Annotated in this window: 19 protein-coding genes, 3 pseudogenes and 1 riboswitch; of the genes and pseudogenes, 3 read left to right on the top strand and 19 right to left on the bottom strand. The window is 69.2% G+C overall.

The annotated features are described in order from the left end of the window. Window positions 1-12: 12 nt before the first annotated feature. The 4 genes from AC3A6Y_RS28110 to ahcY are packed head-to-tail and all read right to left on the bottom strand — an operon-like array spanning window position 13 to window position 3,748. Window positions 13-696 carry a septal ring lytic transglycosylase RlpA family protein gene (locus tag AC3A6Y_RS28110; RefSeq protein WP_487871523.1) on the bottom strand — a complete coding sequence of 228 codons (684 nt, stop codon included), beginning with the start codon at window positions 694-696 and terminating at the stop codon, window positions 13-15. Continuing rightward, window positions 693-1,526, bottom strand: a complete 834-nt coding sequence (gene metF / locus AC3A6Y_RS28115; protein ID WP_487871524.1) for a methylenetetrahydrofolate reductase [NAD(P)H] — start codon at window positions 1,524-1,526, stop codon at window positions 693-695. The genes AC3A6Y_RS28110 and metF overlap by 4 nt, the downstream gene beginning before the upstream one ends. Beyond that, on the bottom strand, window positions 1,504-2,301 hold the full coding sequence (locus AC3A6Y_RS28120; RefSeq protein WP_487871525.1) for a TlyA family RNA methyltransferase: 798 nt from the start codon (window positions 2,299-2,301) through the stop codon (window positions 1,504-1,506). Before AC3A6Y_RS28120 ends, metF begins: the two co-directional genes overlap by 23 nt. 19 nt (window positions 2,302-2,320) lie before the next feature. Beyond that, window positions 2,321-3,748: an adenosylhomocysteinase gene (gene ahcY, locus AC3A6Y_RS28125; protein ID WP_487871526.1), complete on the bottom strand. Its 1,428-nt coding sequence runs from the start codon at window positions 3,746-3,748 to the stop codon at window positions 2,321-2,323. Window positions 3,749-3,810: 62 nt separating this feature from the next. Then, window positions 3,811-3,878, bottom strand: a riboswitch (S-adenosyl-L-homocysteine riboswitch). A 95-nt stretch (window positions 3,879-3,973) separates the two neighbouring features. Between ahcY and AC3A6Y_RS28130 the strand changes: the two genes are divergently transcribed. Beyond that, complete coding sequence (locus tag AC3A6Y_RS28130; protein ID WP_487871527.1) at window positions 3,974-5,602, top strand: peptide chain release factor 3; 1,629 nt, start codon at window positions 3,974-3,976, stop codon at window positions 5,600-5,602. Between the two features lie 7 nt (window positions 5,603-5,609). Here the strand turns inward: AC3A6Y_RS28130 and AC3A6Y_RS28135 are convergent, their stop codons facing one another. From AC3A6Y_RS28135 to AC3A6Y_RS28145, 3 genes are read right to left on the bottom strand one after another with little or no spacing between them, the layout of a single operon-like run. Next, a complete protein-coding gene (locus AC3A6Y_RS28135) occupies window positions 5,610-6,413 on the bottom strand; it encodes an ABC transporter permease (RefSeq protein ID WP_487871528.1) in 804 nt (267 codons plus the stop codon). Window position 6,414: 1 nt separating this feature from the next. Next, window positions 6,415-7,248, bottom strand: coding sequence for an ABC transporter permease (locus tag AC3A6Y_RS28140; RefSeq protein ID WP_487871593.1), 834 nt, complete (start codon window positions 7,246-7,248; stop codon window positions 6,415-6,417). Window positions 7,249-7,250: 2 nt separating this feature from the next. Next, complete coding sequence (locus AC3A6Y_RS28145) at window positions 7,251-8,246, bottom strand: ABC transporter ATP-binding protein (RefSeq protein WP_487871529.1); 996 nt, start codon at window positions 8,244-8,246, stop codon at window positions 7,251-7,253. A 92-nt stretch (window positions 8,247-8,338) separates the two neighbouring features. On the opposite strand from AC3A6Y_RS28145, the gene AC3A6Y_RS28150 reads away from it, so the two are divergent. Beyond that, window positions 8,339-9,151, top strand: coding sequence for an HAD-IIB family hydrolase (locus tag AC3A6Y_RS28150; protein WP_487871530.1), 813 nt, complete (start codon window positions 8,339-8,341; stop codon window positions 9,149-9,151). 60 nt (window positions 9,152-9,211) lie between these two features. On the opposite strand, the gene trxC is transcribed toward AC3A6Y_RS28150, so the two are convergent. Beyond that, entirely contained in the window at window positions 9,212-9,649 is a 438-nt protein-coding gene (gene trxC, locus AC3A6Y_RS28155; protein WP_487871531.1) for a thioredoxin TrxC, read from the bottom strand. Between the two features lie 75 nt (window positions 9,650-9,724). Here trxC and AC3A6Y_RS28160 point away from each other — a divergent pair, with 75 nt between their 5' ends. Beyond that, window positions 9,725-10,570 (top strand): GNAT family N-acetyltransferase, encoded by an 846-nt coding sequence (locus AC3A6Y_RS28160; RefSeq protein WP_487871532.1) that lies wholly within the window; start codon window positions 9,725-9,727, stop codon window positions 10,568-10,570. Window positions 10,571-10,574: 4 nt separating this feature from the next. On the opposite strand, the gene AC3A6Y_RS28165 is transcribed toward AC3A6Y_RS28160, so the two are convergent. The 11 genes and pseudogenes from AC3A6Y_RS28165 to AC3A6Y_RS28215 form a co-directional block, all read right to left on the bottom strand. Beyond that, the gene (locus tag AC3A6Y_RS28165; protein ID WP_487871533.1) at window positions 10,575-11,531 is read right to left on the bottom strand and encodes a tripartite tricarboxylate transporter substrate binding protein; all 957 of its coding nucleotides are present in this window, start codon (window positions 11,529-11,531) and stop codon (window positions 10,575-10,577) included. A gap of 90 nt (window positions 11,532-11,621) precedes the next feature. Beyond that, window positions 11,622-12,668 (bottom strand): histone deacetylase family protein, encoded by a 1,047-nt coding sequence (locus AC3A6Y_RS28170; protein WP_487871534.1) that lies wholly within the window; start codon window positions 12,666-12,668, stop codon window positions 11,622-11,624. Continuing rightward, window positions 12,668-13,030 (bottom strand): annotated as a pseudogene (locus tag AC3A6Y_RS28175) (hypothetical protein); the annotation flags it as partial. The gene AC3A6Y_RS28170 and the pseudogene AC3A6Y_RS28175, both read right to left, overlap by 1 nt. Before the next feature lie 66 nt (window positions 13,031-13,096). Beyond that, a pseudogene (locus AC3A6Y_RS28180) lies at window positions 13,097-18,934 on the bottom strand (excinuclease ABC subunit UvrA); the annotation flags it as partial. A 380-nt stretch (window positions 18,935-19,314) separates the two neighbouring features. Then, window positions 19,315-19,740: pseudogene (locus AC3A6Y_RS28185) on the bottom strand (ESPR domain-containing protein); the annotation flags it as partial. 143 nt (window positions 19,741-19,883) lie between these two features. Further along, a complete protein-coding gene (locus AC3A6Y_RS28190; RefSeq protein ID WP_487871595.1) occupies window positions 19,884-20,054 on the bottom strand; it encodes a hypothetical protein in 171 nt (56 codons plus the stop codon). A 91-nt stretch (window positions 20,055-20,145) separates the two neighbouring features. Continuing rightward, window positions 20,146-21,840 carry an MFS transporter gene (locus tag AC3A6Y_RS28195; protein WP_487871535.1) on the bottom strand — a complete coding sequence of 565 codons (1,695 nt, stop codon included), beginning with the start codon at window positions 21,838-21,840 and terminating at the stop codon, window positions 20,146-20,148. Window positions 21,841-21,980: 140 nt separating this feature from the next. Next, entirely contained in the window at window positions 21,981-22,625 is a 645-nt protein-coding gene (locus AC3A6Y_RS28200; protein ID WP_487871536.1) for a 2-hydroxychromene-2-carboxylate isomerase, read from the bottom strand. Continuing rightward, window positions 22,622-22,879, bottom strand: coding sequence for a DUF1289 domain-containing protein (locus AC3A6Y_RS28205; protein WP_487871537.1), 258 nt, complete (start codon window positions 22,877-22,879; stop codon window positions 22,622-22,624). Before AC3A6Y_RS28205 ends, AC3A6Y_RS28200 begins: the two co-directional genes overlap by 4 nt. After that, window positions 22,876-23,367: a YbaK/EbsC family protein gene (locus tag AC3A6Y_RS28210; RefSeq protein WP_487871538.1), complete on the bottom strand. Its 492-nt coding sequence runs from the start codon at window positions 23,365-23,367 to the stop codon at window positions 22,876-22,878. The genes AC3A6Y_RS28205 and AC3A6Y_RS28210 overlap by 4 nt, the downstream gene beginning before the upstream one ends. Then, entirely contained in the window at window positions 23,367-24,287 is a 921-nt protein-coding gene (locus AC3A6Y_RS28215) for a hydroxymethylglutaryl-CoA lyase (protein ID WP_487871539.1), read from the bottom strand. Before AC3A6Y_RS28215 ends, AC3A6Y_RS28210 begins: the two co-directional genes overlap by 1 nt. Window positions 24,288-24,313 lie beyond the last annotated feature (26 nt).

A 24,313-nucleotide genomic window follows, 5' to 3' on the forward strand; every position in this document is an offset into this window, starting at 1 on the left:
GCCGCACCGGTCTCAGCGCCGCAGGCGCGGCTGGACCTCGCGGGTGCGCCGGGGCGCGGAGGTCCTGGCCGGCTTCGCGGCCACGGCTTCCGGCGCAGGCGCATCGATCGTCGCGGGGTCGATCGCCGTGTCGCCGCAGCGCGTCGTGTTCTTGTCCACGATCGACAGCGCGACCTGCTTGATCCCCAGCCCCAGCATGCCCAGCGCATCCGCCGCGGCGCGGCTGAGGTCGATGATGCGCCCGGCCGAGTAGGGCCCGCGGTCGTTGATGCGCACCAGCACCTCGCGCCCGTTGACCAGGCTGCGCACGCAGATGCGGGTGTTGAAGGGCAGTGTCTTGTGGGCGGCGGTCATCGCCGTCATGTCGAAGCGCTCGCCGTTCGCGGTCTTGCGCTGATGGAACTGGATGCCGTACCACGAAGCGCCACCCCGCTCGAAGATCTCGTGCGGCCCCTCGTCGCCCGGGACGCCATCGTCCTCCCCCGTGCCCGACACCGCGAGGTCGTAGCGCACCGACGGCACCTGCGAGCGTGCCGGTGCGCCGGGCGGCAACGCGGGCTGGCGCGCCAGCGGGCGCAGGCCGGTGCCGCTTTCAACGTTCGAAGGGGGCGGCGGAGCCGGCGGGGTGGTGCAGGCAGCCAGCGCGGCGGCCGCCAGAACCAGCGCGAGTCGTTTCGCGAGCCGGACCCCCCTCATCCTTCCCAGCCCAGCCGCTCCAGCAACGCGAGCGTCGCCACCGACTGGTTCATGGTGTAGAAGTGAAGCGCCGGCGCACCACCGCTGGCCAAGCGTGCGCAGAGCTCGCTCACCACGTCGAGGCCGAAGGCCTTGATCGATGCCGTGTCGTCGCCGAAGCCCTGCAGCCGCAGCCGGATCCAGCGCGGAATCTCGGCGCCGCAGGCATCGGAGAAGCGCATCAGCTGCGTGGAGCTGGTGATCGGCATGATGCCCGGCACGATCGGCGTGTCGAGCCCCGCCTTGCGGGCCTCGTCGACGAAGCGGAAATAGGCTTCGGGGCTGAAGAAATACTGGGTGATCGCCGAGTCGGCGCCGGCATGCACCTTGGCCGCGAACGCCTTCAGGTCGGCCTCGGGCGAGCGCGCCTGCGGATGCACCTCGGGATAGCAGGCGACCTCGATGTGGAAGTCGCGGCCGGTCTCTTCGCGAATGAAGGCGACCAAGTCGCTCGCGTAATGGAATTCGCCGCCCATGCCGTAGCCGCTGGGCAGGTCGCCGCGCAGCGCCACGAGCCGCTTGACGCCCATCGCCTTCAGTTCCTTGAGCTGCTCGCGCACGGTGGCGCGGGTCGCGCCGATGCACGAGAAGTGGCAGGCCGCATCGACGCCCTCTTCCAGGATCTGGCGCACCGTGCCGAAGGTGCCATCGTGCGTGGAGCCGCCGGCGCCATAGGTCACCGAGCAGAACTCGGGCTGGCGCGCATAGAGCTGCTGGCGCACGGCACGCAGCTTGGCCACGCCTTCGGGCGTCTTGGGTGGGAAGAACTCAAAGCTCAACGGAAGGCGCACGGCCGGCTCCTGGTGGGCCGCTCGCGAAAGCGGCATGAATGAAGAATTCGCGGTTGCCGTCGCCGCCCGCGATGGGGCTGTCGAACCAGCCCCGCACCTGCAGGCCGAGCGCGTCGCAGGCCGTGCGCAGGCGCTGCTCGACCACCGGATAGAGCGAGGCATCGCGCACGATGCCGCCCTTGCCGATCCGTGCCGGCTGCAGTTCGAATTGAGGCTTGACCAGCATCAGAAGTTCACCCGTCGTGGCGAGCAAGGGTAGCAGGGCCGGCAGCACCAGCGTGAGCGAGATGAAGGACAGGTCACCGACGATCAGGTCGAACTGCACGTCTGCCGGCGATGCCGCGGCCCACGCCGACCGATCGAGCGCGCGTGCATTGACGCCCTCGACCGCCGTGACGCGCGCATCGCCGCGCAGTCGCGCATGCAACTGCCCGTGTCCGACGTCGACGCCCACCACATGCGCTGCCCCCTGCTGCAGCAGGCAATCGGTGAAGCCGCCGGTCGACTGGCCGACATCGAGGCAGCGCCTGCCGCGCACATCGATGCCCGCCGCGGCCAGCGCGCCCTCGAGCTTGAGGCCGCCGCGCGAGACATAGCGTGCCTCGGCTGCGTCGAGCAGTTCCAGCTCGGCATTTACAGGCAGGTCCTCGGCGTTCTTGCTTACCGTGCGCCAGCGCGCACCATCGTGCCAGCGCAGGCCGCCCGCGATCAGACGCACGGCCTGGGAGCGCGAGGCCGCCAGGCCGCGTTCGACGAGCAATTGGTCGGCGCGCACGATGCGGCGCGGCTCCCGCTCAGTAGCGGTAGGTGTCCGGCTTGTACGGACCGTTCTTGTCGACGCCGATGTAGGCGGCCTGGGCATCCGTCAGCACCGTCAGCTGGGCGCCGAGCTTGGACAGCTGCAGGCGCGCAACCTTCTCGTCCAGGTGCTTGGGCAGCACGTAGACCTTGCCGGGCTGGTAGGCGTCGGGCTTGGTGAAAAGCTCGATCTGGGCGATGGTCTGGTTGGCGAAGGAGGAGCTCATCACGTAGCTCGGATGGCCGGTGCCGCAGCCCAGGTTCACCAGCCGGCCCTTGGCCAAGAGGATGATGCGCTTGCCATCCGGGAAGATCACGTGGTCGACCTGCGGCTTGATCTCTTCCCACTCGTACTTCTCGAGCGAGGCGACCTCGATTTCGTTGTCGAAGTGGCCGATGTTGCAGACGATCGCCTGGTCCTTCATCGCGGCCATGTGGTCGTGCGTGATGACGTCCTTGTTGCCGGTGGTGGTGACGAAGATGTCGGCCTTGTCGGCCGCATATTCCATGGTCACGACCCGGTAGCCTTCCATGGCGGCCTGCAATGCGTTGATCGGGTCGATCTCGGTCACCCACACCTGGGCGCTCAGCGCGCGCAGGGCCTGGGCCGAGCCCTTGCCCACGTCGCCGTAGCCGGCCACCAGCGCCACCTTGCCGGCGATCATCACATCGGTGGCGCGCTTGATGCCGTCCACCAGCGACTCGCGGCAGCCGTAGAGGTTGTCGAACTTGCTCTTGGTCACCGAGTCGTTGACGTTGATGGCACGGAACAGCAGCGTGCCCTTGGCGCTCATTTCGTTGAGGCGGTGCACGCCGGTGGTGGTTTCCTCGGTCACGCCGATGATCTCGGCCGACTTGCGGGTGTACCAGGTCGCGTCGACAGCCAGCTTGGCCTTGATCGCGGCGTAGAGGATGCGCTCCTCGTCGCTGGTCGGGTTGGCCAGCACGCCCTGGTCCTTCTCGGCCTTCTGGCCCAGATGCATCAGCAGCGTGGCATCGCCGCCGTCGTCCAGGATCATGTTCGGGCCTTCACCGGCCGCGCCCTTGGGACCGAAGTCGAAGATGCGGTGGGTGTAGTCCCAGTAGTCCTCCAGCGATTCACCCTTGATCGCGAACACCGGCGTGCCGGCGGCCGCGATGGCGGCGGCTGCGTGGTCCTGGGTGGAGAAGATGTTGCACGAGGCCCAGCGCACGGTGGCGCCCAGGGCCTGCAGCGTCTCGATCAGCACCGCGGTCTGGATCGTCATGTGCAGCGAGCCGGTGATGCGCGCGCCCTTCAGCGGCTGGCTCTTGGCGAACTCGTCGCGGATGGCCATCAGGCCGGGCATCTCGGTTTCGGCAATCTTGATTTCCTTGCGGCCCCAGGCGGCAAGGGACAGGTCGGCGATCGCCTGGTCGGCGGTGGATTTGAGAACGGCGCTCATGTTGGCTCCAAACAAGTTTGAATGATGCCGCTGCGGTCGGGGGAAGAACTCACCGCGGGAACAGCGGTTGAGCGTGGTTGCGATGGGGTCCGAGCCTCACGCCTGGCGGCGCTGCAACGCTCCTCGGAAGCGGCGGATTTTACCCGAGCGCCGCCCGAACGCCACCGGCATCGATAATTGCGGGTTCGGCCGGCTTCTGCGGCCGCTTTCGATTTCCGCCTCCCCATGTCCTTCGCCTCCGAAACCCGCCGCCGCCGCACCTTCGCGATCATTTCCCACCCCGACGCCGGCAAGACCACGCTGACCGAGAAGCTGCTGCTTTTCTCCGGCGCGATCCAGATCGCCGGCTCGGTGAAGGCGCGCAAGGCCTCGCGCCACGCCACCTCCGACTGGATGGAGATCGAGAAGCAGCGCGGCATCTCGGTGGCCAGCTCGGTGATGCAGATGGTCTATCGCGAACACGTGATCAACCTGCTCGACACGCCCGGCCACAAGGACTTCTCCGAAGACACCTACCGCGTGCTCACCGCCGTCGACTCCGCCCTGATGGTGATCGACGCAGCCAACGGCGTGGAAGCGCAGACGCGCCGCCTGATCGAGGTCTGCCGCCAGCGCGACACGCCCATCATCACCTTCGTCAACAAGATGGACCGCGAGGTGCGCGAGCCGCTCGACATCCTCGACGAGGTGGAGCGCGAGCTCGGCATGCCCTGCGTGCCGATGACTTGGCCCGTGGGCCAGGGCAAGACCTTCCGCGGGATCATGAACCTGCGCACGCAGGCCATGACGGTGTTCGAGTCGGGCAGCGAGCGACTGCCGCAGGACTTCGAGACGATCGCGCTGACCGAGCGCGAGACGCTGGCGAAGCGCTTCGGCACCGACTTCGAAAGTGCCATGGAAAGCATGGAACTGGCCACCGGCGCCTCGCCCACCTGGGACCGCGAGGCCTTCCTCGCGGGCAAGCAGACGCCCGTGTTCTTCGGCTCCGGCGTGAACAACTTCGGTGTGATGGAAGTGCTCGACGCCCTGGTCGACCTGGCGCCCTCGCCGCGCTCGCGCACCAGCACCACGGTGGTCAACCGCCAGCCGGTGGTGAAGGAAATCCGGCCCGAGGACAAGGACTTCGCGGGCGTGGTCTTCAAGGTGCAGGCCAACATGGACGCCAACCACCGCGACCGCATCGCCTTCGTGCGCATGGCCTCGGGCAAGTACACGCCGGGCATGAAGCTCAAGGTGCAGCGCACCGCGAAGGAACTGCGGCCCACCAGCGTGGTGACCTTCATGAGCCAGCGGCGCGAAGCGGTCGAAGAAGCCTACGCAGGCGACATCGTGGGCTTCACCACCCACGGCGGGGTGCAGCTGGGCGACACCATCACCGACGGCGCGAGCCTGCAGTTCACCGGCCTGCCCTTCTTCGCGCCAGAGCTCTTCATGACCGTGATCCTGAAGAACCCGCTGCGCACCAAGCAGTTGCAGCAGGGCCTGGCCCAGCTGGGCGAGGAAGGTGCGATCCAGGTGTTCCGGCCCGAGGTCGGCGGCCCGATGCTGCTGGGCGCCGTCGGCCAGCTGCAGTTCGAAGTGGTGCAGCACCGCCTGAAGGCCGAATACGACGCCGACGTGCGGCTCGAGGGCTGCCAGTACACGGGCGCGCGCTGGATCACGGCCGACAGCCCGGCCGAGCTGCGCGAGTTCGTCAACGCCTATCCGGCGCGCATGGCCAAGGACGCGGCCGATACGCTGGCTTTCCTGTGCACCTCGCCGTACGACGTGCGGCTGGCGCAGGAGCGCTTTCCGAAGATCCACTTCCATCCGCTGCGGGAGCACGCAGGGCTCGCCTTGCAGAGCGCCGGCTGACGCGGGCTCAACTGCCCGTCGAGGTGTAGTGGCGCAGCCCGAGGCGCCACGCCATGAAAGCCGCCGCGAGAAACACGAACCCCGCGAGCGGCGACACCATCCCGGCCCACCTCGGCGCACCCAGCGGATCGGCCTTTCCCAGGATGGCCAGCACCGGGTAGTAGGCCACGCAGGCCAGCGGCACGATGAAGGTCAGCACGCGCCGGAACCATCGCGCATAAAGCGCCAGCGGGTATTGCGCGGCCTGCACGCCGCCATAGGTCAGCACATGGGCGATCTCCAGGCTCTCCACGGTCCAGAACGCCAGCGTGCCCTGCAGCACCAGGATGCCAAGGAACAAGGACACGCCGCCGGCCAGCGCGAACAGCGCGACGGCGACCGCCTCCGGCGTCCACGCCACGCCCGCCTGCACCGTGCCGAAGGCCAGCACCGCCACGCCCTGCATCAGCCGGCCCAGGCGGCTCACGCGAACGTCATGCCCCATCAGCTGCAACGCCAGCGGACGCGGGCGCAGCAGCAGACGATCGAAAGTCCCGGTACGCAGGAACTCCGTGCCCAGCACGTCGAAGCCGCGCCCCAGCGCATCGGCGATGGCGAACATGCAGTTCGCCAGCCCGTAGAACACCGCCACCTCGCCGAGGGTCCAGCCCTGCACGTCGCCGAAGCGATGGAACAGCGCCCAGATGGCGATCACCTCGATGCCGGTGGCCAGGAACTGCCCCAGCGTCAGCATCGAGGCCGAGGCCGGATAGCGTGCCTGCCCGAGGAGCGAGGCCTTCACGAGGCGAAGAAAGAGCGCGGCCGAGCCCATGTCAGCCGCCCTGCACTTCCAGCTTGCGCATGGTGCGGTCCATGGCCTGATGCCCGAGCGCAACCAGCGCGACGAGCCAGAAGCACTGCAACCCCAGCCCTACCAGCGCCTGCGCGCCGCTCATCAACCCGAAATACAGCCGCGCGGGAATGTCGACCACGCCGGCAAGGGGCTGCAGCAGCAGCGCGGTCTGCCATGCGTCGGGAAGCAGCACCAGCGGCAGCAGGTTGCCCGAGAACACGATGACCACCGGGGCCGCGAGCGCGTTGATGCCGCGCTCGTCGAGCGCCGCGGCCGCCGCGATGTTGAGCAGCATCACCATCGACGCGGACAGCAGCAGCGCGAGCACGGCCGATGCGAGGAACGCGACTGCGGCCGCGGCGCTTGCCGGCGGCTTCCAGGCCCAATCGCTCCAACCCGCCAGCGGCAGTGCGATGGCCGCAAAGACCGCCATCAGCGCCAAGCGGGGCAACACGCGCGCCGCGATCCAGCCTGCGCTGCGGGCGAACCAGAGCGCGTAGGCGTCCACCGGCCGAAGGCGGTCGTAGGCCACGGCACCGGTGCGCACGGCCAGCGCAACCTCCGGGTCGCCGAGCCAGGGCAGCAGCGCGAGCAGCCCCTGCGCGAGCCAGGTGTAGCTGACCGCCTGCGCGAGCGACATCGGCGCCGCCGCCATCGACGCGCCGCCGTAGAACGCAGCCAGCACCATCACCTTGATCCCGCCCCACCAGCACTGCGTGGCAAAGCCCGCGAGCGCGGCGGTGCGGTACTGCAGCATCTGCAGAAAGCGCGAGGCGAAGGCCGCGACGTAGGGACGCGCCAGTTCGCGCAGCATCGTCACGCCTCGGCCGCTCCATGCATCGCATAGAAGCGCGCGATGACGGCCTCGATCGCCAGACCTTCGAGCCGGATGTCTTCCACCGCATGCGCGGCCGCGATGCGCGCGATCAACGCGGGCGCGGTGGTCACCGCCGGATCGAAGTCGAGCACCAGCGTCCGCCCATCGCGCGAATGCACGCGGGCGCCGGCCACCTGCGCCGGCAAGTCGGCATCCTGCGCGAAGTCGACCACCAGCCGCCGCTCGGCCATCACCTGCGCGCGCAAGGCCTCGACCGGGCTGTCGGCCAGCACACGGCCGTGGCCGATGACGATCACGCGCCGGGCCAGGGCCTCGATGTCGTGCATGTCGTGCGTGGTCAGCAGCACGGTGGTGCCGCGCTCCCGGTTGGCACGCCGCACGAAGTCGCGCACGGCCAGCTTCGAGGGAGCGTCGAGCCCGAGGGTCGGCTCGTCGAGGAACAGGATGTCGGGCTCGTGCAGCAGCGCCGCGGCAATCTCGGCGCGCATGCGCTGGCCCAGCGACAGCTGCCGCACCGGCTGGTCGAGCACGCGCTCCAGGTGCAGCAGCGCGACCAGTTCGTCGCGCGTCCGGCGGTAGCGCGCGGCGTCCACGCGGTAGATGTCGCGCAGCAGGTCGAATCCGTCGCCCACGGGCAGGTCCCACCACAGCTGCGTGCGCTGGCCGAAGACCACGCCGATGCGTGCCACGTGGCGCTCGCGGTGCGCGAACGGGTCGCGCCCGTCGACTTCCACGCGCCCGCCGTCGGGGCGCAGGATGCCCGCGAGGATCTTGATGGTGGTGGACTTGCCCGCACCGTTCGGTCCGATGAAGCCCAGCAGCTCGCCGCGCTCGAGCGAGAAGGACACGCCCGACAGCGCCGCCACCGTGCGATGGCGGCGCGAAACGAGCCCGCGCAGCGCCCCCATCACGCCGGGGTCGCGCTCGGAAATGCGGTAGGTCTTCTGGAGCTGATCGACGAGGATGTGAGGCATGAAAGGGCGCCGCACCGGCCTCGAAAGCGCGGCGGGGGCGGGATGCTACACGAAAGCGCCGGTAGGATCGCGGCTCCTCAAGAATTCATGCCATGCCCTCCTCGCCCCAGCACCTGTTGCCCTTGACTCAGTGGGAGGCGGCCGCGCGCGGCGCGCTCGTCGGCGTGTTCACCGACATCGACGACACGCTCACCACCGAGGGCGCGATCACGCCCGACGCGCTCCAGGCCATGGGCGCGCTGCACGCTGCAGGGCTGAACCTGGTCGCCATCACCGGCCGGCCGGTCGGCTGGAGCGAGCCCTTCGCCGGCGTCTGGCCGGTCGATGCGATCGTGGCGGAGAACGGCGCCGTCGCCCTGGTGCGCACGGCCGAGGGCCGGATCGAGAAGCGCTACCAGCAGGATGCCGCCACGCGCGCGCGCAACTTCGAGCGCATGCAGGCCGTGCTCGCGCGCATCGAGCGCGAGATCCCGGCGGCCCGTCGCGCCACCGACTCGGCCGGCCGGGAATGCGACATCGCGATCGACCACAGCGAGTTCACGCGGCTCGACGACGCCACCATCGCGCAGGTGGCCGGCCTGATGCGCAGCGAAGGCATGCACGCCACCGTCAGCAGCATCCACATCAACGGCTGGTGGGGCGACCACAACAAGCTGGAAGGCGCCCGCTGGATCGTGCGCGAGCTCTGGGGCCGTTCGCTCGACGATGAGACGCAGCGCTGGGCCTACGTGGGCGACTCGACCAACGATGCGCTGATGTTCGAGCACTTCGCCCACAGCGTGGGCGTCGCCAACGTGCGCCGCTTCGAGGCTGCGCTGTCGCATCTGCCGCGCTACGTCGCGCCCAGCGAGCGCGGCGCCGGCTTCGCCGAAGTCGCGGCCGCCATCCTCCGGGCGCGCCGGTGAAGCCCCCGCACTGGCGCAGGCTCCGTTCGCGCGGTCTGCGCGAGCGTTCGCGACGAAGGCTCAGCCCAGCTGCGCCCGCGTCCAGCGAACGATGTCCGCCGGGCCCATGGCGCCGGCTTGGCGCGCGATCTCGCGACCGCCGCGGAAGAGGGCCAGGGTCGGGATGCTGCGGATGTTGAAGCGCGACGCCAGCGCCGGCACCGCCTCGGTATCGACCTTGGCCAGCCGCACCTGCGGTTCGAGCTGCGCCGCCGCCTGCTCGAAGCCGGGCGCCATTTGCCGGCAGGGGCCGCACCAGGGCGCCCAGAAATCCACCAGCACCGGGATCTCGTTGCGGCCGATGTGACGCTCGAAGGCCGCCTGGTCCAGCGCGGTCGATCGCCCCGCGAAGAGCGGGCGGTGGCAACTGCCGCAATCGGGCGCGCTGCCCAGCTGCGCCTGGCGCACGCGGTTGGTGGTGTGGCAATGGGGGCAGACGACGTGCAGCGATTCGTTCATGGGGACCTCCGGGGCGCTCATTCCAGGGAGCTGGGGCCGGGTGCGGCGAATGCAAGCGGCGCGACAATGCCGCCCATGGACTGCACCATCCGCAACATGCGCCGCGACGAAGTCGCAATGGCGATCGAATGGGCCGCGGCCGAGGGCTGGAACCCCGGCCTGCACGACGCCGCCTGCTTCCACGCCGCCGATCCCGATGGCTTCCTGGTCGCCGAATGCGGCGGCGAGCCGGTGGGCTGCATCTCCGCCGTCTCCTACGCCGGCCGCTTCGGCTTCATCGGGCTGTACATCGTGCTGCCGGCGTGGCGCGGGCGCGGCATCGGGCTTCGCCTCTGGACGGCGGGCATGAAGCGGCTGTCGGGCCAGGTCGTGGGCCTCGACGGCGTGCCCGCGCAGCAGGACAACTATCGCAAGAGCGGTTTCGTGCTGGCCTGGAACAACGTCCGCTTCGCCGGCACGGCCGGCGCTGGAACGCTCGACGCCAAGACGCCGATCGTGCCGCTCGCCGACATCGACTTCGCCGCGCTGTGCGCCGACGACCGCCGCGTCTTCCCGGCGCCGCGCGATGCCTTCCTGCGCTGCTGGACCGCCATGCCCGACGCCACCGGCCTGGCCTGGCTCGCCGATGGAAAGCTGGCGGGATGGGGCCTGATCCGCCGCTGCCGCGAGGGCCACAAGATCGGCCCGCTGGTGGCCGACACCCCCGCGATCGCGAGCGCCCTGTACGCCGCCCTGTGCGCCGCCGTGCCGGCCGGCGACACGGTGTTCCTCGACGTGCCTCTGCCCAACCCCGCCGCCGTGGCGCTGGTGCAGGCGCGGGGCTTGCGCAGCGTCTTCGAGACCGCCCGCATGTACGCAGGCCCGGCCCCCGCCTGCGAGCTGCAGCGGGTCTACGGCATCACGAGCTTCGAGCTCGGCTAGCCGCTCACTGCGGCTTGGCCAGCCCCAGCTTCTCGATGAGCGCTTTCTCGCGCGTGAAGGTGGTCTGGGCGAACTTCGTGTAATCGGCCGTGCTCATGTAGTTGGGTAGCATGTCGTAGCGTCCGAGCGCCGCCACGTAGCTCGGCTCTTCCATCGCCTGCTTGAAGGCATCGTGCAGCTTCTTCACCACCTCCGGCGGCGTGCCCTTGGGCGCGCCGATGCCGAAAGGCGAGCTCTGCACGATGTCGTAGCCCAGCTCCTTCAGCGTCGGTGCATCCGGGAACTTGGCCAGCCGCTTCTCGCCCCAGGTATTGAGCACGCGCAGCTTGCCGGCCTCGACCTGCGGCGCGAAGCCGGTGCTGTCGGCCGCAGCCATCAGTTGACCGCTGAGCACGGCCAGCATCAGATCGGCGCTGCCCTTGTAGGGCACATGCTGCAGCTCGATGCCGGCCTTCTGCGCGATCAGCTCGGTGGTGAGGTGGGGGCTGGTCAGGTTGCCGGTCGAACCGTAGGTCAGCTTGCCGGGGTTGGCCTTGGCGTAGGCCACGAAGTCCTTCCAGGTCTTGAACGGACTGTCGGCCGGCACGACGATGCCGAAGGCATAGCCGGTGACGTTGATCACGTAGCTGATGTCCTTCACCGGGTCCCAGGTGATCTTGGTGGTGTAGGGCAGGCGGAACACGCCGAGGGGGGTCTGGGCGACCGTGTAGCCGTCCGGCTGCGCGGTCTGCAGCGCCTGCGCGGGCAGCGTGCCGCCGGCGCCGGGCTTGTTCTCGACCACGACCGGCTGGCCGAGGATCTTCGAGGCGTTCTCGGCCAGCTGGCGCATCGTGATGTCGGTAGGGCCGCCGGCCGGGAAGGCGACCAGGAGCTTGATCGGCTTGGCAGGGAAGTTCTGGGCATGCGCGGCGGCGGCCGCGGCCAGGCCGAGGGCGGCGCACAGGAGGGAACGGCGAAACATGGGATAGCTCCAGGACAGAAAGGCCTGCCATTTGGCCGCGTGGCCGCGCCACGGGCAATCGGGGCTGACCCCCGGCCTGTCGCTGGAGCGTCAGGCCGCCTGCTGCATGAAGCCCTCGAGCACGTTGACCGCGTTGACGCCCACCTCGGCCACCGCATAGCCGCCCTCGAAGACGAAGACGGTCGGCAGCCCGGCGCGCGCCAGGTCTTCGCCGATGCGCAGGTAGTCGGGCGTGGTCAGCTTGAAGCCGGCGATCGGATCGCCCTCGAAGGTGTCGAGCCCCAGCGAGACCACCAGCGCCCCGGGCTTGAACCCGGCAATGCCCGCGAGTGCGGAGCGCAGCGCCTCGCGCCACGCCGCGAAGCCGGTGCCGCGCGCCAGCGGCAGGTTGCGGTTGAGGCCCAGCCCGGCGCCGGCGCCCTGCTCGTCCGCGTAGCCGAGGTAATAGGGGTACTCGGTGTGCGGGTCGCCGTGGATGCTGGTGAAATGCACGTCGGCGCGCTCATAGAAGATCGCCTGCGTGCCATTGCCGTGGTGGTAGTCGATGTCGAGCACCGCCACGCGCGCGACGCCGGCGTCGCGCAGCGCCTGTGCCGCGATGGCCGCGTTGTTGAGGAAGCAGTAGCCGCCGAAGAAATCGGCGCCGGCATGGTGGCCGGGCGGGCGCGTCAGCGCGAAGGCGGCGCACGCGCCCTGGAGCACGTGCGAGGCCGCGGCAAGTGCGCAGCCGGCACCGGCCCGCGCCGCGGCCCAGGTCCCGGCAGTGAGCGGCGTGCCCGCATCGTAGGAGAACAGGCCCATGCGCGCCGGAAAGCTCGCGGGCAGGACGTCGTGGCGGAAGCTGCGGATCGGCCAGTAGGAAGGCAGCGCGTCGCGCTGCGCATTGGAAGGATCGAGCGCGACCCATTCGTTCCACGCGCCGGCCAGGAAGTCGAGGTAGCGCGGCGCATGCACGCGGGCCAGCGCGGCCTCGTCGAGTTCGGCGGGCGTGTCGATGGCGCCGAGCCGGCGCCGCTTCAGTTCCTCCAGCACGTAGTCCGCGCGCGTCGGCACCTCGAAGCAAGGCACCAGCTCGCCGCGGAACATCTCCACCTTGCCGTGGTGCAGCGCGTGGCGGTCGTTGTAGAAGGTGCGCATCAGGCCTCGCGTCGCATCGGGACCGGCACCGGCTGGACCGGCAACTGCACCACCTCGTGCCGCCCGGCGCCGCGCGCCAGCACCGGCGCCAGCGCCACGCCGGTGTGCGTGCGAAGCCGCACCACTTCTTCCGGCGGCGCAGCCGCCACCACCCGGCCGCCGCCGTCGCCGCCCTCGGGACCGAGGTCGATCAGCCAGTCGGCCTCGGCGATGACGTCGAGGTCGTGCTCGATCACCACCACGCTGTGGCCGCCGTTCACCAGCCGGTGCAGCACATGGATGAGCTTCTCCACGTCGGCCATGTGCAGGCCGACCGTCGGCTCGTCGAGCACGTAGAGCGTGTGCGGCGCCCGCCCGCGCCGGGCCGCCCCGAGCGGGCGATCCCCCTCGGAGGGCGGCGCCGCAGGCGCCAGGGGGCTGTCGATCCAGCCGCGGCGGGTGAGGTCGTCGCGCACCTTGCTGAGCTCGGTCACCAGCTTGATGCGCTGCGCCTCGCCGCCCGAGAGCGTGGGCGAGGGCTGGCCCAGGGTGAGGTAGCCCAGGCCCACGTCCTTCAGCAGCTGCAGCGGATGGCCGATGCTGGGCATGGCGGCGAAGAACTCCACCGCCTCGTCCACCTCCATCTGCAGCACGTCGCCGATGCTCTTGCCGCGCCAGCTCACGGCCAGTGTCTCGGGGTTGAAGCGCGCGCCATGGCAGACCTCGCAGGGCACCTTGACGTCGGGCAGGAAGCTCATCTCGATGGTGCGCACGCCCGCGCCCTCGCAGCCCGGGCAGCGGCCCTCGCCGGTGTTGAAGCTGAAGCGGCCGGGGCCGTAGCCGCGCGCCTTGGCTTCCAGCGTGTCGGCGAAGAGCTTGCGAATGGTGTCCCAGAAGCCGATGTAGGTGGCCGGACAGCTGCGCGGCGTCTTGCCGATGGGCGTCTGGTCGACCTCGAGAACGCGGTCGATGGGCTCGTAGCCGTCGACGTCGGCGCAGCCGGTCCATTTGGGGCGCTTGCCCGCGGTGTCGGCATCGCGGCCGGCCTTGGTCATGCGCTGCACGACGATGGCGTGGACGTTGGCGAGCAGTACGTCGCGCGCGAGCGTGGATTTGCCGGAGCCGCTGACTCCGGTGACGGCGACCAGGCGGTTCAGCGGCAGGGTCACGGTGACATCCCGCAGGTTGTGCAGATTGGCGCCGCGGACGGTCAGCCAGCGCTGGACTCCCTCCGCCTCCAAGGGGTCGGGCCGGGGGCGCGCGGCGCTCGCTTTCGTGCGCTGCGTCGTGGCGGACGCCGTGCCCCCACCCCCGCCCTCGCCCGGCAGGGAAGTGAGCAAGACAGAGCGCCTGGGCTGAAGGGGGTGCTTGATCGCATCCCGCAGGTAGCGCCCGGTCTGCGAATCGTTCGCCCCCTCCAGATCCGCCACGGTGCCTTCGGCCACCAGCCGCCCGCCGCGCTTGCCCGCGCTGGGCCCGATGTCGATGATGTGGTCGGCGCGGCGGATGGTGTCCTCGTCGTGCTCCACCACCACCAGCGTGTTGCCCTTTTCGCCCAGCTTGTGCAGCGCATCCAGCAGGATCTGGTTGTCGCGCGCATGCAGGCCGATGGTGGGCTCGTCCAGCACGTAGCACACGCCCTGCAGGTTGCTTCCCAGTTGCGCCGCGAGGCGGATGCGCTGGGCCTCGCCGCCGGAGAGCGTGGGCGCACCGCGGTCGAGCGTGAGGTAGCCGAGGCCGACCTCCTCGAGGAATTCGAGGCGGCTCCTGATTTCGGGGACCAGGTCGCGTGCGATCTCGGCTTGCCTGCCGGTCAAGGCGATGTGGTCGAACCAGATCCGGATGTCGGTCACGCTCATGCGGGCGAGCTGCGTGATGGCGATGCCGCCCTCGCCCCAGCCCTCTCCCGCAGGCGGGAGAGGGAGCAGATCGGGATCGGTCGCCGTGGCCCCGGCCGCGCGAGCGAGCAAGGCGGGGCCTGCGCCTGCACGCGGGGCCGCGTCGCTCTCCGCGCCGGGGAGAGCGCTGGGCTGAGGGGCATCCCTGCGGGCATCCCCGCCGAACATCACCGCCCGCGCCGTCGGATTCAGCCGCATCCCCTGGCACGCCGGGCACGCCACATCCCCCACGTCTTCGGCCTCGGGCTCCGCGAAGGTCTGCTCCCGCCCCCGGTTGTCCGCCGCCATCGTCGAATCGTCGTAGACCTTGCGCTGGTCCTTCGTGAGCTTGACGCCGGTGCCCACGCAGTCCGGGCACCAGCCATGCTTGCTGTTGTAGGAGAACAGCCGCGGGTCCAGCTCGGCATAGCTGGTGCTGCACACCGGACAGGCGCGCAGGGTGGAGAACACATGCACGCGGCCGATGCCCGCCGTGGGCACGCCCGCCATCATGGCCCCGCGCAGGCCGGCGAGCTCGCACAGCACGTGCACCACGCCCTTGCCGTGCTCCAGCGCGCGTGCGAGGGCCTCGCGCAGCTCGGTCTCGTTCGCCGGCTCCACGTCGAGGCTGGCCACCGGCAGCTCGATGGTGTGCTCCTTGAAGCGGTCGATGCGCGGGAAGCCGGTGGTCGGCAGGAATTCGCCGTCCACCCGCAGGTGCGTGAAGCCGCGCGGCCGCGCCCAGTCGGCCAGCTCGGTGTAGACGCCCTTGCGGTTGCTCACCAGCGGCGCCAGCAGCCCGATATGCTGGCCGCGAAAACTCTTCAGCAGCTGCGCCGCGATGCTGTCGGGCGTCTGCGGCTGCACCGCCGCGCCGTCGTGGATGCAATGCTGGATGCCCAGCTTGACGTAGAGCAGGCGCAGGAAGTGCCAGACCTCGGTGGTGGTGCCCACGGTGCTCTTGCGCCCGCCGCGCGACAGCCGCTGCTCGATCGCGACCGTGGGCGGGATGCCGTAGACCGCGTCCACCTCGGGGCGGCCGGCCGGCTGCACGATGCTGCGCGCGTAGGCGTTGAGCGATTCGAGATAGCGCCGCTGCCCTTCGTTGAACAGGATGTCGAAGGCCAGCGTGGACTTGCCCGAGCCGCTCACGCCGGTCACCACGCTGAACTTGCCGCGCGGGATGTCCACCGACAGGTTCTTGAGGTTGTGCTCGCGCGCATGGACGATCTGGATCGCATCGCGGCCGGGCGCCTGTTGCAGCGCGCGCGCCGCATACGAGCGCGCGGCACGCTCGGCCACCTTGTAGGCCCCGGGGCCGATGGCCAGGTCGTAATCGAGCAGCGCGGCGCCGGTCAGCGAGGCGCGGTTCTCGCGCACCTGCTCGGGCGTGCCGACCGCCACCACCTGGCCGCCGCCCTCGCCGCCTTCGGGGCCGAGATCGATCAGCCAGTCGCTGGCGCGGATCACGTCGAGGTTGTGCTCGATCACCACCAGCGAGTGGCCGGCATCGAGCAGCTTGCGCAGCGCACGCATCAGGCGCGCGATGTCGTCGAAGTGCAGGCCGGTGGTCGGCTCGTCGAACAGGAACAGCGTGCCCTTGCGCGCCAGCGGTTGCTTGCTGGCGCTGCCGTTCTTCGCGGCCTCGGCCAGGAAGCCCGCGAGCTTGAGTCGCTGCGCCTCGCCGCCCGAGAGCGTGGGTACGGGCTGGCCGAGCTTCACGTAGTCCAGCCCCACGTCGATGATGGGCTGCAGCACGCGCAGCACCTCGCGGTCGCCGGCGAAGATGGAAGCGGCTTCGGCGACAGTGAGTTCGAGGATGTCGGCAACGTTGTAGCCGACGGCTGTCGGGGTGGGGCGGGGTGAAGAAGTGGGCGCGGCTTCGACAAGCTCGGCCCGAACGGCTGGACGCTCGATCTTCACCTCCAGGATCTCGGGCCGATAGCGCTTGCCGTCGCAATCGGGGCAGCGCAGGTAGACGTCGGAGAGGAACTGCATCTCCACATGCTCGAAGCCCGAGCCGCCGCAGGTCGGGCAGCGCCCATCGCCGCTGTTGAAGCTGAACTTCGAGGCGGTGTAGCCGCGCTGCCGCGACAGCGTGGCGGTGGCGAAGATTTCGCGGATCGCGTCCCATGCGCCCACGTAGCTCGCGGGGTTGGAGCGCGCCGTCTTGCCGATCGGCGACTGGTCGACGAAGACCACGTCGCTCAGATGATCGGCACCCAGCATTCGGTCGTGCGCGCCGGGCGACTCGGTGGATCGGCCGAAGTGGCGCATCAGCGCGGGAGCCAGCACGTCCTGGATCAAGGTCGACTTGCCCGAGCCGCTGACGCCGGTCACGCACACCAGCCGCGCCAGCGGAAACTCGACCGTGATGCCGCGCAGGTTGTGCTCGCGCACGCCTTCGAGAATGAGGCGCGCCGTGTTGTCGCTCACCATGCGCTTGAAGCCCATGCCGATCTGCTTGCGCCCGCCCAGGTACTGGCCGGTCAGCGTGTCGGCATGGCGCAGCGCGCCGGTGTCGCCGTCGAACACGATCTGCCCGCCGCGCGCGCCGGGGCCGGGGCCCATGTCGATCACGCGGTCGGCGGCCAGCATCACGGCCGGGTCGTGCTCCACCACCACCAGCGTGTTGCCGGCGTCGCGCAGGCGCAGCATGGCCTCCGTAATTCGGTTCATGTCGCGCGGATGCAGGCCGATGCTGGGCTCGTCGAGCACGAACAGCGTGTTGACCAGCGAGGTGCCGAGCGCGGTGGTGAGATTGATGCGCTGGACTTCGCCGCCGCTCAGCGTGCGGCTCTGGCGGTCGAGGGTGAGATAGCCGATGCCGACGTCGTGCAGGTAGCGCAGGCGGGTGGTGATTTCCTCGAAGAGGAGCTTCAGCGCCTGCGCTTCTCCTTGCCTTGCTCCCTCCCCTTCCGGGGGAGGGTTGGGGTGGGGGCTCGCGGCGCCTGCAACCGCCGCCTGACCCCAACCCTGCCCTCCCCCGGAGGGGGAGGGCGTTGAAGTGATGCGGTCGAAGAACTGCCGCAGCCGCTCGATCGGCAGCAGCATCAGGTCATGCAGGCACAACCCCGGCAGTCCCTCCAGCTGCTCGCGCGACCACTTCACCCCCACCGGCATGAAGCGCTTCGCCGGTGCCAGCACCGCATCCGCGTCCTGCTTGCTGCCGATGCGCCACAGCAGGCTCTCCAGCTTGAGCCGTGCTCCCCCGCAGGCCGGACACGGCGTGTAGCTGCGGTACTTGGACAAGAGCACGCGGATGTGCATCTTGTAGGCCTTGCTTTCCAGGTAGCCGAAGAAGCGGCGCACGCCATACCACTGCTGGTTCCACTTGCCGTTCCAGTTCGGCGAGCCCTCGATCACCCAGGCCTGCTGCTCGGCCGTGAGCTTGTTCCAGGGCGTGTCGCGCGGAATGCCCGCCGCCTCGGCATGCCGCATCAGGTCGTCCTGCGCTTCCTTCCAGGCCGGCGTCTGGATGGTCTTGATGGCGCCGGCGCGCAGCGTGAGCTTGTCGTTGGGAATCACCAGGCCCAGGTCCACCCCGATCACCCGGCCGAAGCCGCGGCAGGTCTCGCAGGCGCCCACCGCCGAGTTGAAGGAGAACATCGAGGGAATCGGGTCCGCGTAGCGGATATCGGTGTCCGGGCAATGCAGGCCCGTGGAGAACTTCCACACCTCGGGCTCGACACCCTCCTCTGCCGAAAGCGCATGCACCGTGAGCCGCCCGCTGCCGCGCTTCAGCGCCACCTCGATCGCCTCGATCACGCGCGCGCGCTCGGCATTGGCCATGCGAAAGCGGTCCGCCACCACGTCCAGCACCTTGCGCGGCCCCGTGGGCGTGGCGACCTGGCGCTCACCTTGCACGCGTGTAAAGCCGCTGGCCGACAGCCATTGCGCCACCTCGTCCGCGCTGGTGCCGGCCGGCAGCTCCACAGGGAAGGTCAACACGAGTCTGGGATCGCCACCCGCAGCCGCGCGGGACACCAGCTCCGCGTAGATGGAATCCGGCGAGTCATGCCGCACCGGCAGCGCCGTCTCGCGGTCGAAGAGCTGTGCGGCGCGCGCGTACAGCAGCTTCAGGTGGTCGTTGAGCTCGGTCATCGTGCCGACGGTCGAGCGCGAGGAGCGCACCGGGTTGGTCTGGTCGATCGCGATGGCGGGCGGCACGCCCTCCACCTTGTCGACGGCGGGCTTGTCCATGCGGTCGAGGAACTGCCGCGCATAGGCCGAGAAGGTTTCGACGTAGCGCCGCTGGCCCTCGGCATAGAACGTGTCGAACACCAGGCTCGACTTGCCCGAGCCGCTCGGGCCCGTGACCACCGTCATCTCGCCGGTGCGGATGTCGAGGTCGAGATTCTGAAGGTTGTGCTGACGCGCACCGCGTATCCGGATGGAGCCCTGTGTCATGAGTGCCTTGGGGTGGGGCAGACATTCTAGAAACCGGCGCGCGACAACGTGCAAAGGTTCACATGGCCGGCCGTTCGGCAGGGGTTTACGAGGAGAAAGCCGGGTGCCGGCGGTGACTAAATGAACGGCACTTTTGCCTACACCGAACGTATTCAGGAGAAGATTCCATGCACATGCGCCTGCTATGCGCGGCCGCCCTGCTGGCACTGGCCACCGCCCATGCCGCCGCCCAGGTATTGGTCGGGCAGACCGCCGGCATCTCCGGCTCCGTCGCCACCGGCGTCAACGAGACCATCTTCGGCGCGCAGCTGGCGATCGATGCCGCCAACGCGCAGGGCGGGGTCCACGGCGAGAAGATCGAGATGCTGCGCATGGACGATGCCGCTCACGATCTCGTTGAGGATGATCCGCGCCGGCCCGGTCGCCAGATAAGGATTGGCCTGCACCCAGCCGCCCAATTGCGTCTGCACATTGCTGCGGCTGTTGTTGAGGATGACGCCGCGGGATTGGACGTCGAACTGGTGGTAGAGGTTGCGCGAGACGCCTGCGGCCGAGGGGGTCTGGATGTTGACCAGGGGCACGCCATTGGGTGCCACCAGCACGGTGGGCCTCAGGCCCGGCGCCACGCCCGGTGCGCCCACGATCTGCGCCGGCACAGGCGAAACCGCGAGAAGCCCGGCCAGCGCCGTGGCCAGCACGCCCGAGGTCGCCCCCGTGGCCTTGCCCGCGCTCCTGGCGGTTTCCTGCACCACCATGCGCAGGCCGCGCGCGGCATTGAAGACGATCCTGTGAAGATACTTGTTCAACTCTTTGCCTCCCAACATCCGGGGGAGGCCAAGCCAACGCGTCAGCGCTGCGGCCCCACTCCCGTCGAGGGGCCGGATTCTGGGGCCGATCGGCCCGAATCAAATCTCGTTTTTTGTCGCAGGAGTGTGTCCCGCTTCAACCGCTACTTCGGGGCGCTGGCAGGCTCCGGCGCGTGCGTGGCGTCCCCGCCGTGTTTCTCGCCCGACATGTCGGCCTTGTCTCCCGCCTTCATGAGCACGAAGAGCGAAATGGCTGCAAAGACGACGAAGCCGACGGCTAATTTCCACATGGTCTGAATCTCCTGGATGTTCAACGAAAAAGCCTCGCGCCATGGACACGGCACGAGGCCTCTTTGTTGAACAAAGGGCCGGGGCCCTTTGCTCCGATCAGCTCGGCAGGCGAGCCTAGTCGTTGGCGTAGATGTCGACGTCCTTGGTCTCGCGGATGAACAGGGTGCCGATCACCAGGGTCATGCCCGCAATGATGATCGGGTACCAGAGGCCGTTGTACATGTTGCCGGTGGAGGCCACGATCGCGAACGCGGTGGTCGGCAGCAGGCCGCCGAACCAGCCGTTGCCGATGTGGTACGGCAGGCTCATGGAGGTGTAGCGGATGCGCGTCGGGAACAGCTCGACCAGCATGGCGGCGATCGGGCCGTAGACCATCGTGACCAGGATCACCAGGTAGGTCAGCAGCACCACCACCATCAGCTTGTTCATCTTGGCGGGATCGGCCTTGGCCGGGTAGCCCGCGGCCTTGAGGTCGTCGGCCACGCCCTTCTTGAAGGCGGCGATCTGCTTGGCCGAGGCCTCGTCGAACTTGTGGTTGACCACGTTGCCCATCGGCGCCTCCACGGTCTTGTCGCCGATCTTGACGACGGCCTTGGAGCCGGGAGCGCCTTCGACGTTGTCGTAGCTCACCGAGTTCTGCACCAGGTAGCGCTTGGCGATGTCGCAGGAGCTCTTGAAGTCGATCTCGCGCGCCACGGGGTTGCCCTGGAAGGAGCAGGACTTGGGATCGGCCGTCACGGTCACGCCGGCGGTGGCCTGGGCCTTGGCCAGGTCGGGGTTGGCGTACTCGGTCAGCATCTTGAAGACCGGGAAGTAGGTCACCACGGCCAGCAGGCAGCCGGCCATGATGATCGGCTTGCGGCCGATCTTGTCGGACAGCGTGCCGAAGACCACGAAGAAAGGCGTGCCGATCAGCAGCGCGGCCGCGATCATCAGGTTGGCGGTGGTGACGTCCACCTTGAGCTGCTGCGTCAGGAAGAAGAGCGCGTAGAACTGGCCCGAATACCACACCACGGCCTGGCCGGCGGTCAGGCCGATCAGCGCCAGGATCACGATCTTGAGGTTCTTCCACTGGCCGAAGGATTCGGCGAGCGGCGCCTTCGAGGTCTTGCCCTCGGCCTTCATCCGCTGGAAGGCCGGCGATTCGGACAGCGACAGGCGGATCCACACCGAGATCGCGAGCAGCGCGATCGAGACCAGGAAGGGCACGCGCCAGCCCCAGGCGCCGAAGGCCTCTTCGCCGAGCCAGGTGCGCACGCCGAGGATCACGATCAGGCTCAGGAACAGGCCCAGCGTGGCCGTGGTCTGGATCCACGATGTGTAGGCGCCGCGCTTGCCGTGCGGTGAATGCTCGGCCACGTAGGTGGCGGCACCGCCGTACTCGCCGCCGAGGGCCAGGCCCTGCAGCATGCGCAGCGCGATCAGGATGACGGGCGCTGCCACGCCGATGGTGGCGTAGCTGGGCAGGAGGCCGACGATGAAGGTCGACAGGCCCATGATCAGAATGGTGACCAGGAAGGTGTACTTGCGCCCGATCATGTCGCCCAGGCGGCCGAACACGATGGCGCCGAAGGGCCGCACCAGGAAGCCGGCCGCAAAGGCCAGCAGCGCGAAGATGAAGGCAGCGCCCGCATCCAGGCCGCTGAAGAACTGCTTGGCGATGATCGCCGCCAGCGAACCGTAGAGATAGAAGTCGTACCACTCGAACACGGTGCCGAGGGAGGAAGCGAAGATGACCTTCTTCTCCTCCGCGGACATGGGACGGGGGGCGCTCTGTGGCGCTCCCCGCGAATCAAGTGTGGCTGCCATTGCGTCGTCTCCTAATTAATCCCACGGCGTGGGGCGTGGTGGATTCTTGGAGCGGCGACTGACCCAGGCCTTTCGCGAAACTGAACCGACGCTGACGATTTAAGGTGAAACCCGCAGCGTACGTTTCAAGCTGTAAGAAATCAGCGATTGCTGCTGCGCAACTGCGCGGGGCGCTGGGGTGCGCCCTCCCAGTCCGGGCCGTCGAACCAGGCGTTGCCGCGCAGATAGTCGCGCAGCATGGCCAGGCCGTCGAAGCCCCAGAACTGGCGGCCGTCGACCTCGCAGGTGGGCACGCCGAACACGCCGCGCGCGATGGCCTCGTCGGTGTTGGCCTTGAGACGGGCCTTGACTTCTTCGCTGCCGACATCGCGCTGCAGCCGCAGCCGCGCCGCGAGCGCGCTCAGGCGGGCGGCATCGCCGGCCTCGCCGCCGCCCTGCCAGACATCGCGAAAGATCGTCTCGGCGGCGTGGCGGTTGATGTCGCCGTCTGTGGTGGTGGCGAGCGCGAGCCGCAGGTGCGGCAACGGGTTGTAGGGATGGGAAGCCGGCAGTTCCATCGGGATGCCGTGCGCCTGGCCGAGCCACAGCGCGTGGCGGTAGGTCCAGGCCCGCTTCGCCGGGATCTCGGCCGGTCCGAGCTGGCCGTGGTGCTTCAGCAGCGCGCCCAGCAAGACCGGCCGGTAGGCCACGCTGTAGCTCAGCCCTTCGAGCGTCTGCGGCAGCTGCTCGAAAGCCAGGTAGGCGTAAGGCGAGATGAAGTCGAGGTGGAAGGTGATGTGCTTCATGGCCGTTCTTCTCCCGCGTGGTTCAAGAAGCCCGCATCCGCGCGCAGCTCGATGGCGCGCCAGACACGGCGCTTGGTCGCATCGTCCATGCCGCTCCATGCGGCGATCTCCTCGAGGGTGCGCAGGCAGCCTTCGCAGAAGCCGCTGGCGGGGTCCATGCGGCAGATGGAAATGCAGGGCGACGGCACGTCGCGTGCCGCGCTGCGCGCGGCGACGGCGCGATCGGCCAGCGGATGGAGTGCATCCCCGCTCACACCACGTCCGCAACCGGCGCGCCGGTCAGCGCCTCGAGCTCCTGCGGGCGCAGTTGCACCACCGCATGCGGATGGCCGGCCGCCGCCCAGACTTCGTCGAAGCGGAACAGCTCGCGGTCGATCAGCATCACCGGCGCCGTGGCATGCGCGAAAGGCGAGACGCCGCCGATCGAGAAGCCGGTCGTGCGCTTGACGAAGTCGGCATCGGCGCGGCCCAGCTTGCCGCCGACCAGCGCTTCGACTTTTTTCTCGTCCACCCGCTTGTCGCCGGAAGTCACGACCAGCACCGCCGCCTCGTCGCTCTTGCGGCGGAACACGATGCTCTTGGCGATCTGCGCCACCGAGATGCCCAGCGCATCGGCCGCCTGCTGCGCTGTGCGGCAGGCGTCGTCGAGCATGCGCGGGGCATGGGCATGGCCCCGGTGCTGGAGCAGGCGCGCGACGCGCTGCACGCCTTCGGGGAACGCGTTGACCTCGGCGCCGCACATCAGCTGTTTCTCTTCGTGCGAATGGCCTTGGACACGCGCGAGTTCGGCTCGCGGCCCAGCGCCTGGTTGATGTAGACGCCGGCGTCGATGAGCTTGTCGAGATCGATGCCGGTCTCGATGCCCATGCCCTGCAGCATGTAGACCACGTCCTCGGTCGCGACGTTGCCGGTCGCGCCCTTGGCGAAGGGGCAGCCGCCAAGGCCGCCGACCGAGGTGTCGAACTGCCACACCCCCAGCTCCAGGCTCGCGAGCGTGTTGGAGAGCGCCTGGCCGTAGGTGTCGTGGTAATGGCCGGAGATGTCGTCGACGCCGTAGTGCGCGAGCGTCGCCTCCAGCGCGCGCCGCACCTTCAGCGGCGTGCCGACGCCGATGGTGTCGGCCACGCCGACGTGCTGCACGCCGATGTCCTTCATCAGCTTCGCCAGCATGCCGACGCGCTCGGGCGCGATCTCGCCCTCGTAGGGGCAGCCCACCGTGCAGGACATCGCGCCGCGCACGTGAATGCCCTTGTCGCGCGCCGCCTCGGCCACCGGCCGGAAGCGCTCGATGCTCTCGGCGATCGAGCAGTTGATGTTCTTCTGGCTGAAGGCCTCGCTGGCCGCGCCGAAGACCACGATCTCGTCGGGCCACTCTTCGCGCGGTGCGGCAATCGCGGCCTCGAAGCCCTTCATGTTGGGCGTGAGCACCGAGTAGCGCACGCCGGGCTTGCGCCGCAGGCCATGCATCACCTCGGCGTTGTCGGCCATCTGCGGCACCCACTTGGGGCTGACGAAGCTGGTGACCTCGATCTCCTTCAGGCCGGCCTCCTGCAGGCGATGGACCAGGCCGATCTTGACCTCGGCAGGCACCGCCTGCTTTTCGTTCTGCAGGCCGTCGCGCGGGCCGACGTCGACGAGCTTGACGCGGGGTGGGAGTTTCATGGCTTGGGTTCTCGTGAGGTGCAGGC

The organism is Variovorax sp. Soil_C_17, from assembly GCF_057657265.1.

Excerpts from the sequence above, each read along its gene's own strand:
- AC3A6Y_RS28110 (WP_487871523.1), bottom strand. The coding sequence starts at position 696 with ATGAGGGGGGTCCGGCTCGCGAAACGACTCGCGCTGGTTCTGGCGGCC.
- ahcY (WP_487871526.1), bottom strand. The coding sequence starts at position 3,748 with ATGAGCGCCGTTCTCAAATCCACCGCCGACCAGGCGATCGCCGACCTG.
- AC3A6Y_RS28130 (WP_487871527.1), top strand. The coding sequence starts at position 3,974 with ATGTCCTTCGCCTCCGAAACCCGCCGCCGCCGCACCTTCGCGATCATT.
- AC3A6Y_RS28135 (WP_487871528.1), bottom strand. The coding sequence starts at position 6,413 with ATGGGCTCGGCCGCGCTCTTTCTTCGCCTCGTGAAGGCCTCGCTCCTC.
- AC3A6Y_RS28140 (WP_487871593.1), bottom strand. The coding sequence starts at position 7,248 with ATGCTGCGCGAACTGGCGCGTCCCTACGTCGCGGCCTTCGCCTCGCGC.
- AC3A6Y_RS28145 (WP_487871529.1), bottom strand. The coding sequence starts at position 8,246 with ATGCCTCACATCCTCGTCGATCAGCTCCAGAAGACCTACCGCATTTCC.
- AC3A6Y_RS28150 (WP_487871530.1), top strand. The coding sequence starts at position 8,339 with ATGCCCTCCTCGCCCCAGCACCTGTTGCCCTTGACTCAGTGGGAGGCG.
- trxC (WP_487871531.1), bottom strand. The coding sequence starts at position 9,649 with ATGAACGAATCGCTGCACGTCGTCTGCCCCCATTGCCACACCACCAAC.
- AC3A6Y_RS28160 (WP_487871532.1), top strand. The coding sequence starts at position 9,725 with ATGGACTGCACCATCCGCAACATGCGCCGCGACGAAGTCGCAATGGCG.
- AC3A6Y_RS28165 (WP_487871533.1), bottom strand. The coding sequence starts at position 11,531 with ATGTTTCGCCGTTCCCTCCTGTGCGCCGCCCTCGGCCTGGCCGCGGCC.
- AC3A6Y_RS28170 (WP_487871534.1), bottom strand. The coding sequence starts at position 12,668 with ATGCGCACCTTCTACAACGACCGCCACGCGCTGCACCACGGCAAGGTG.
- AC3A6Y_RS28195 (WP_487871535.1), bottom strand. The coding sequence starts at position 21,840 with ATGGCAGCCACACTTGATTCGCGGGGAGCGCCACAGAGCGCCCCCCGT.
- AC3A6Y_RS28200 (WP_487871536.1), bottom strand. The coding sequence starts at position 22,625 with ATGAAGCACATCACCTTCCACCTCGACTTCATCTCGCCTTACGCCTAC.
- AC3A6Y_RS28210 (WP_487871538.1), bottom strand. The coding sequence starts at position 23,367 with ATGTGCGGCGCCGAGGTCAACGCGTTCCCCGAAGGCGTGCAGCGCGTC.
- AC3A6Y_RS28215 (WP_487871539.1), bottom strand. The coding sequence starts at position 24,287 with ATGAAACTCCCACCCCGCGTCAAGCTCGTCGACGTCGGCCCGCGCGAC.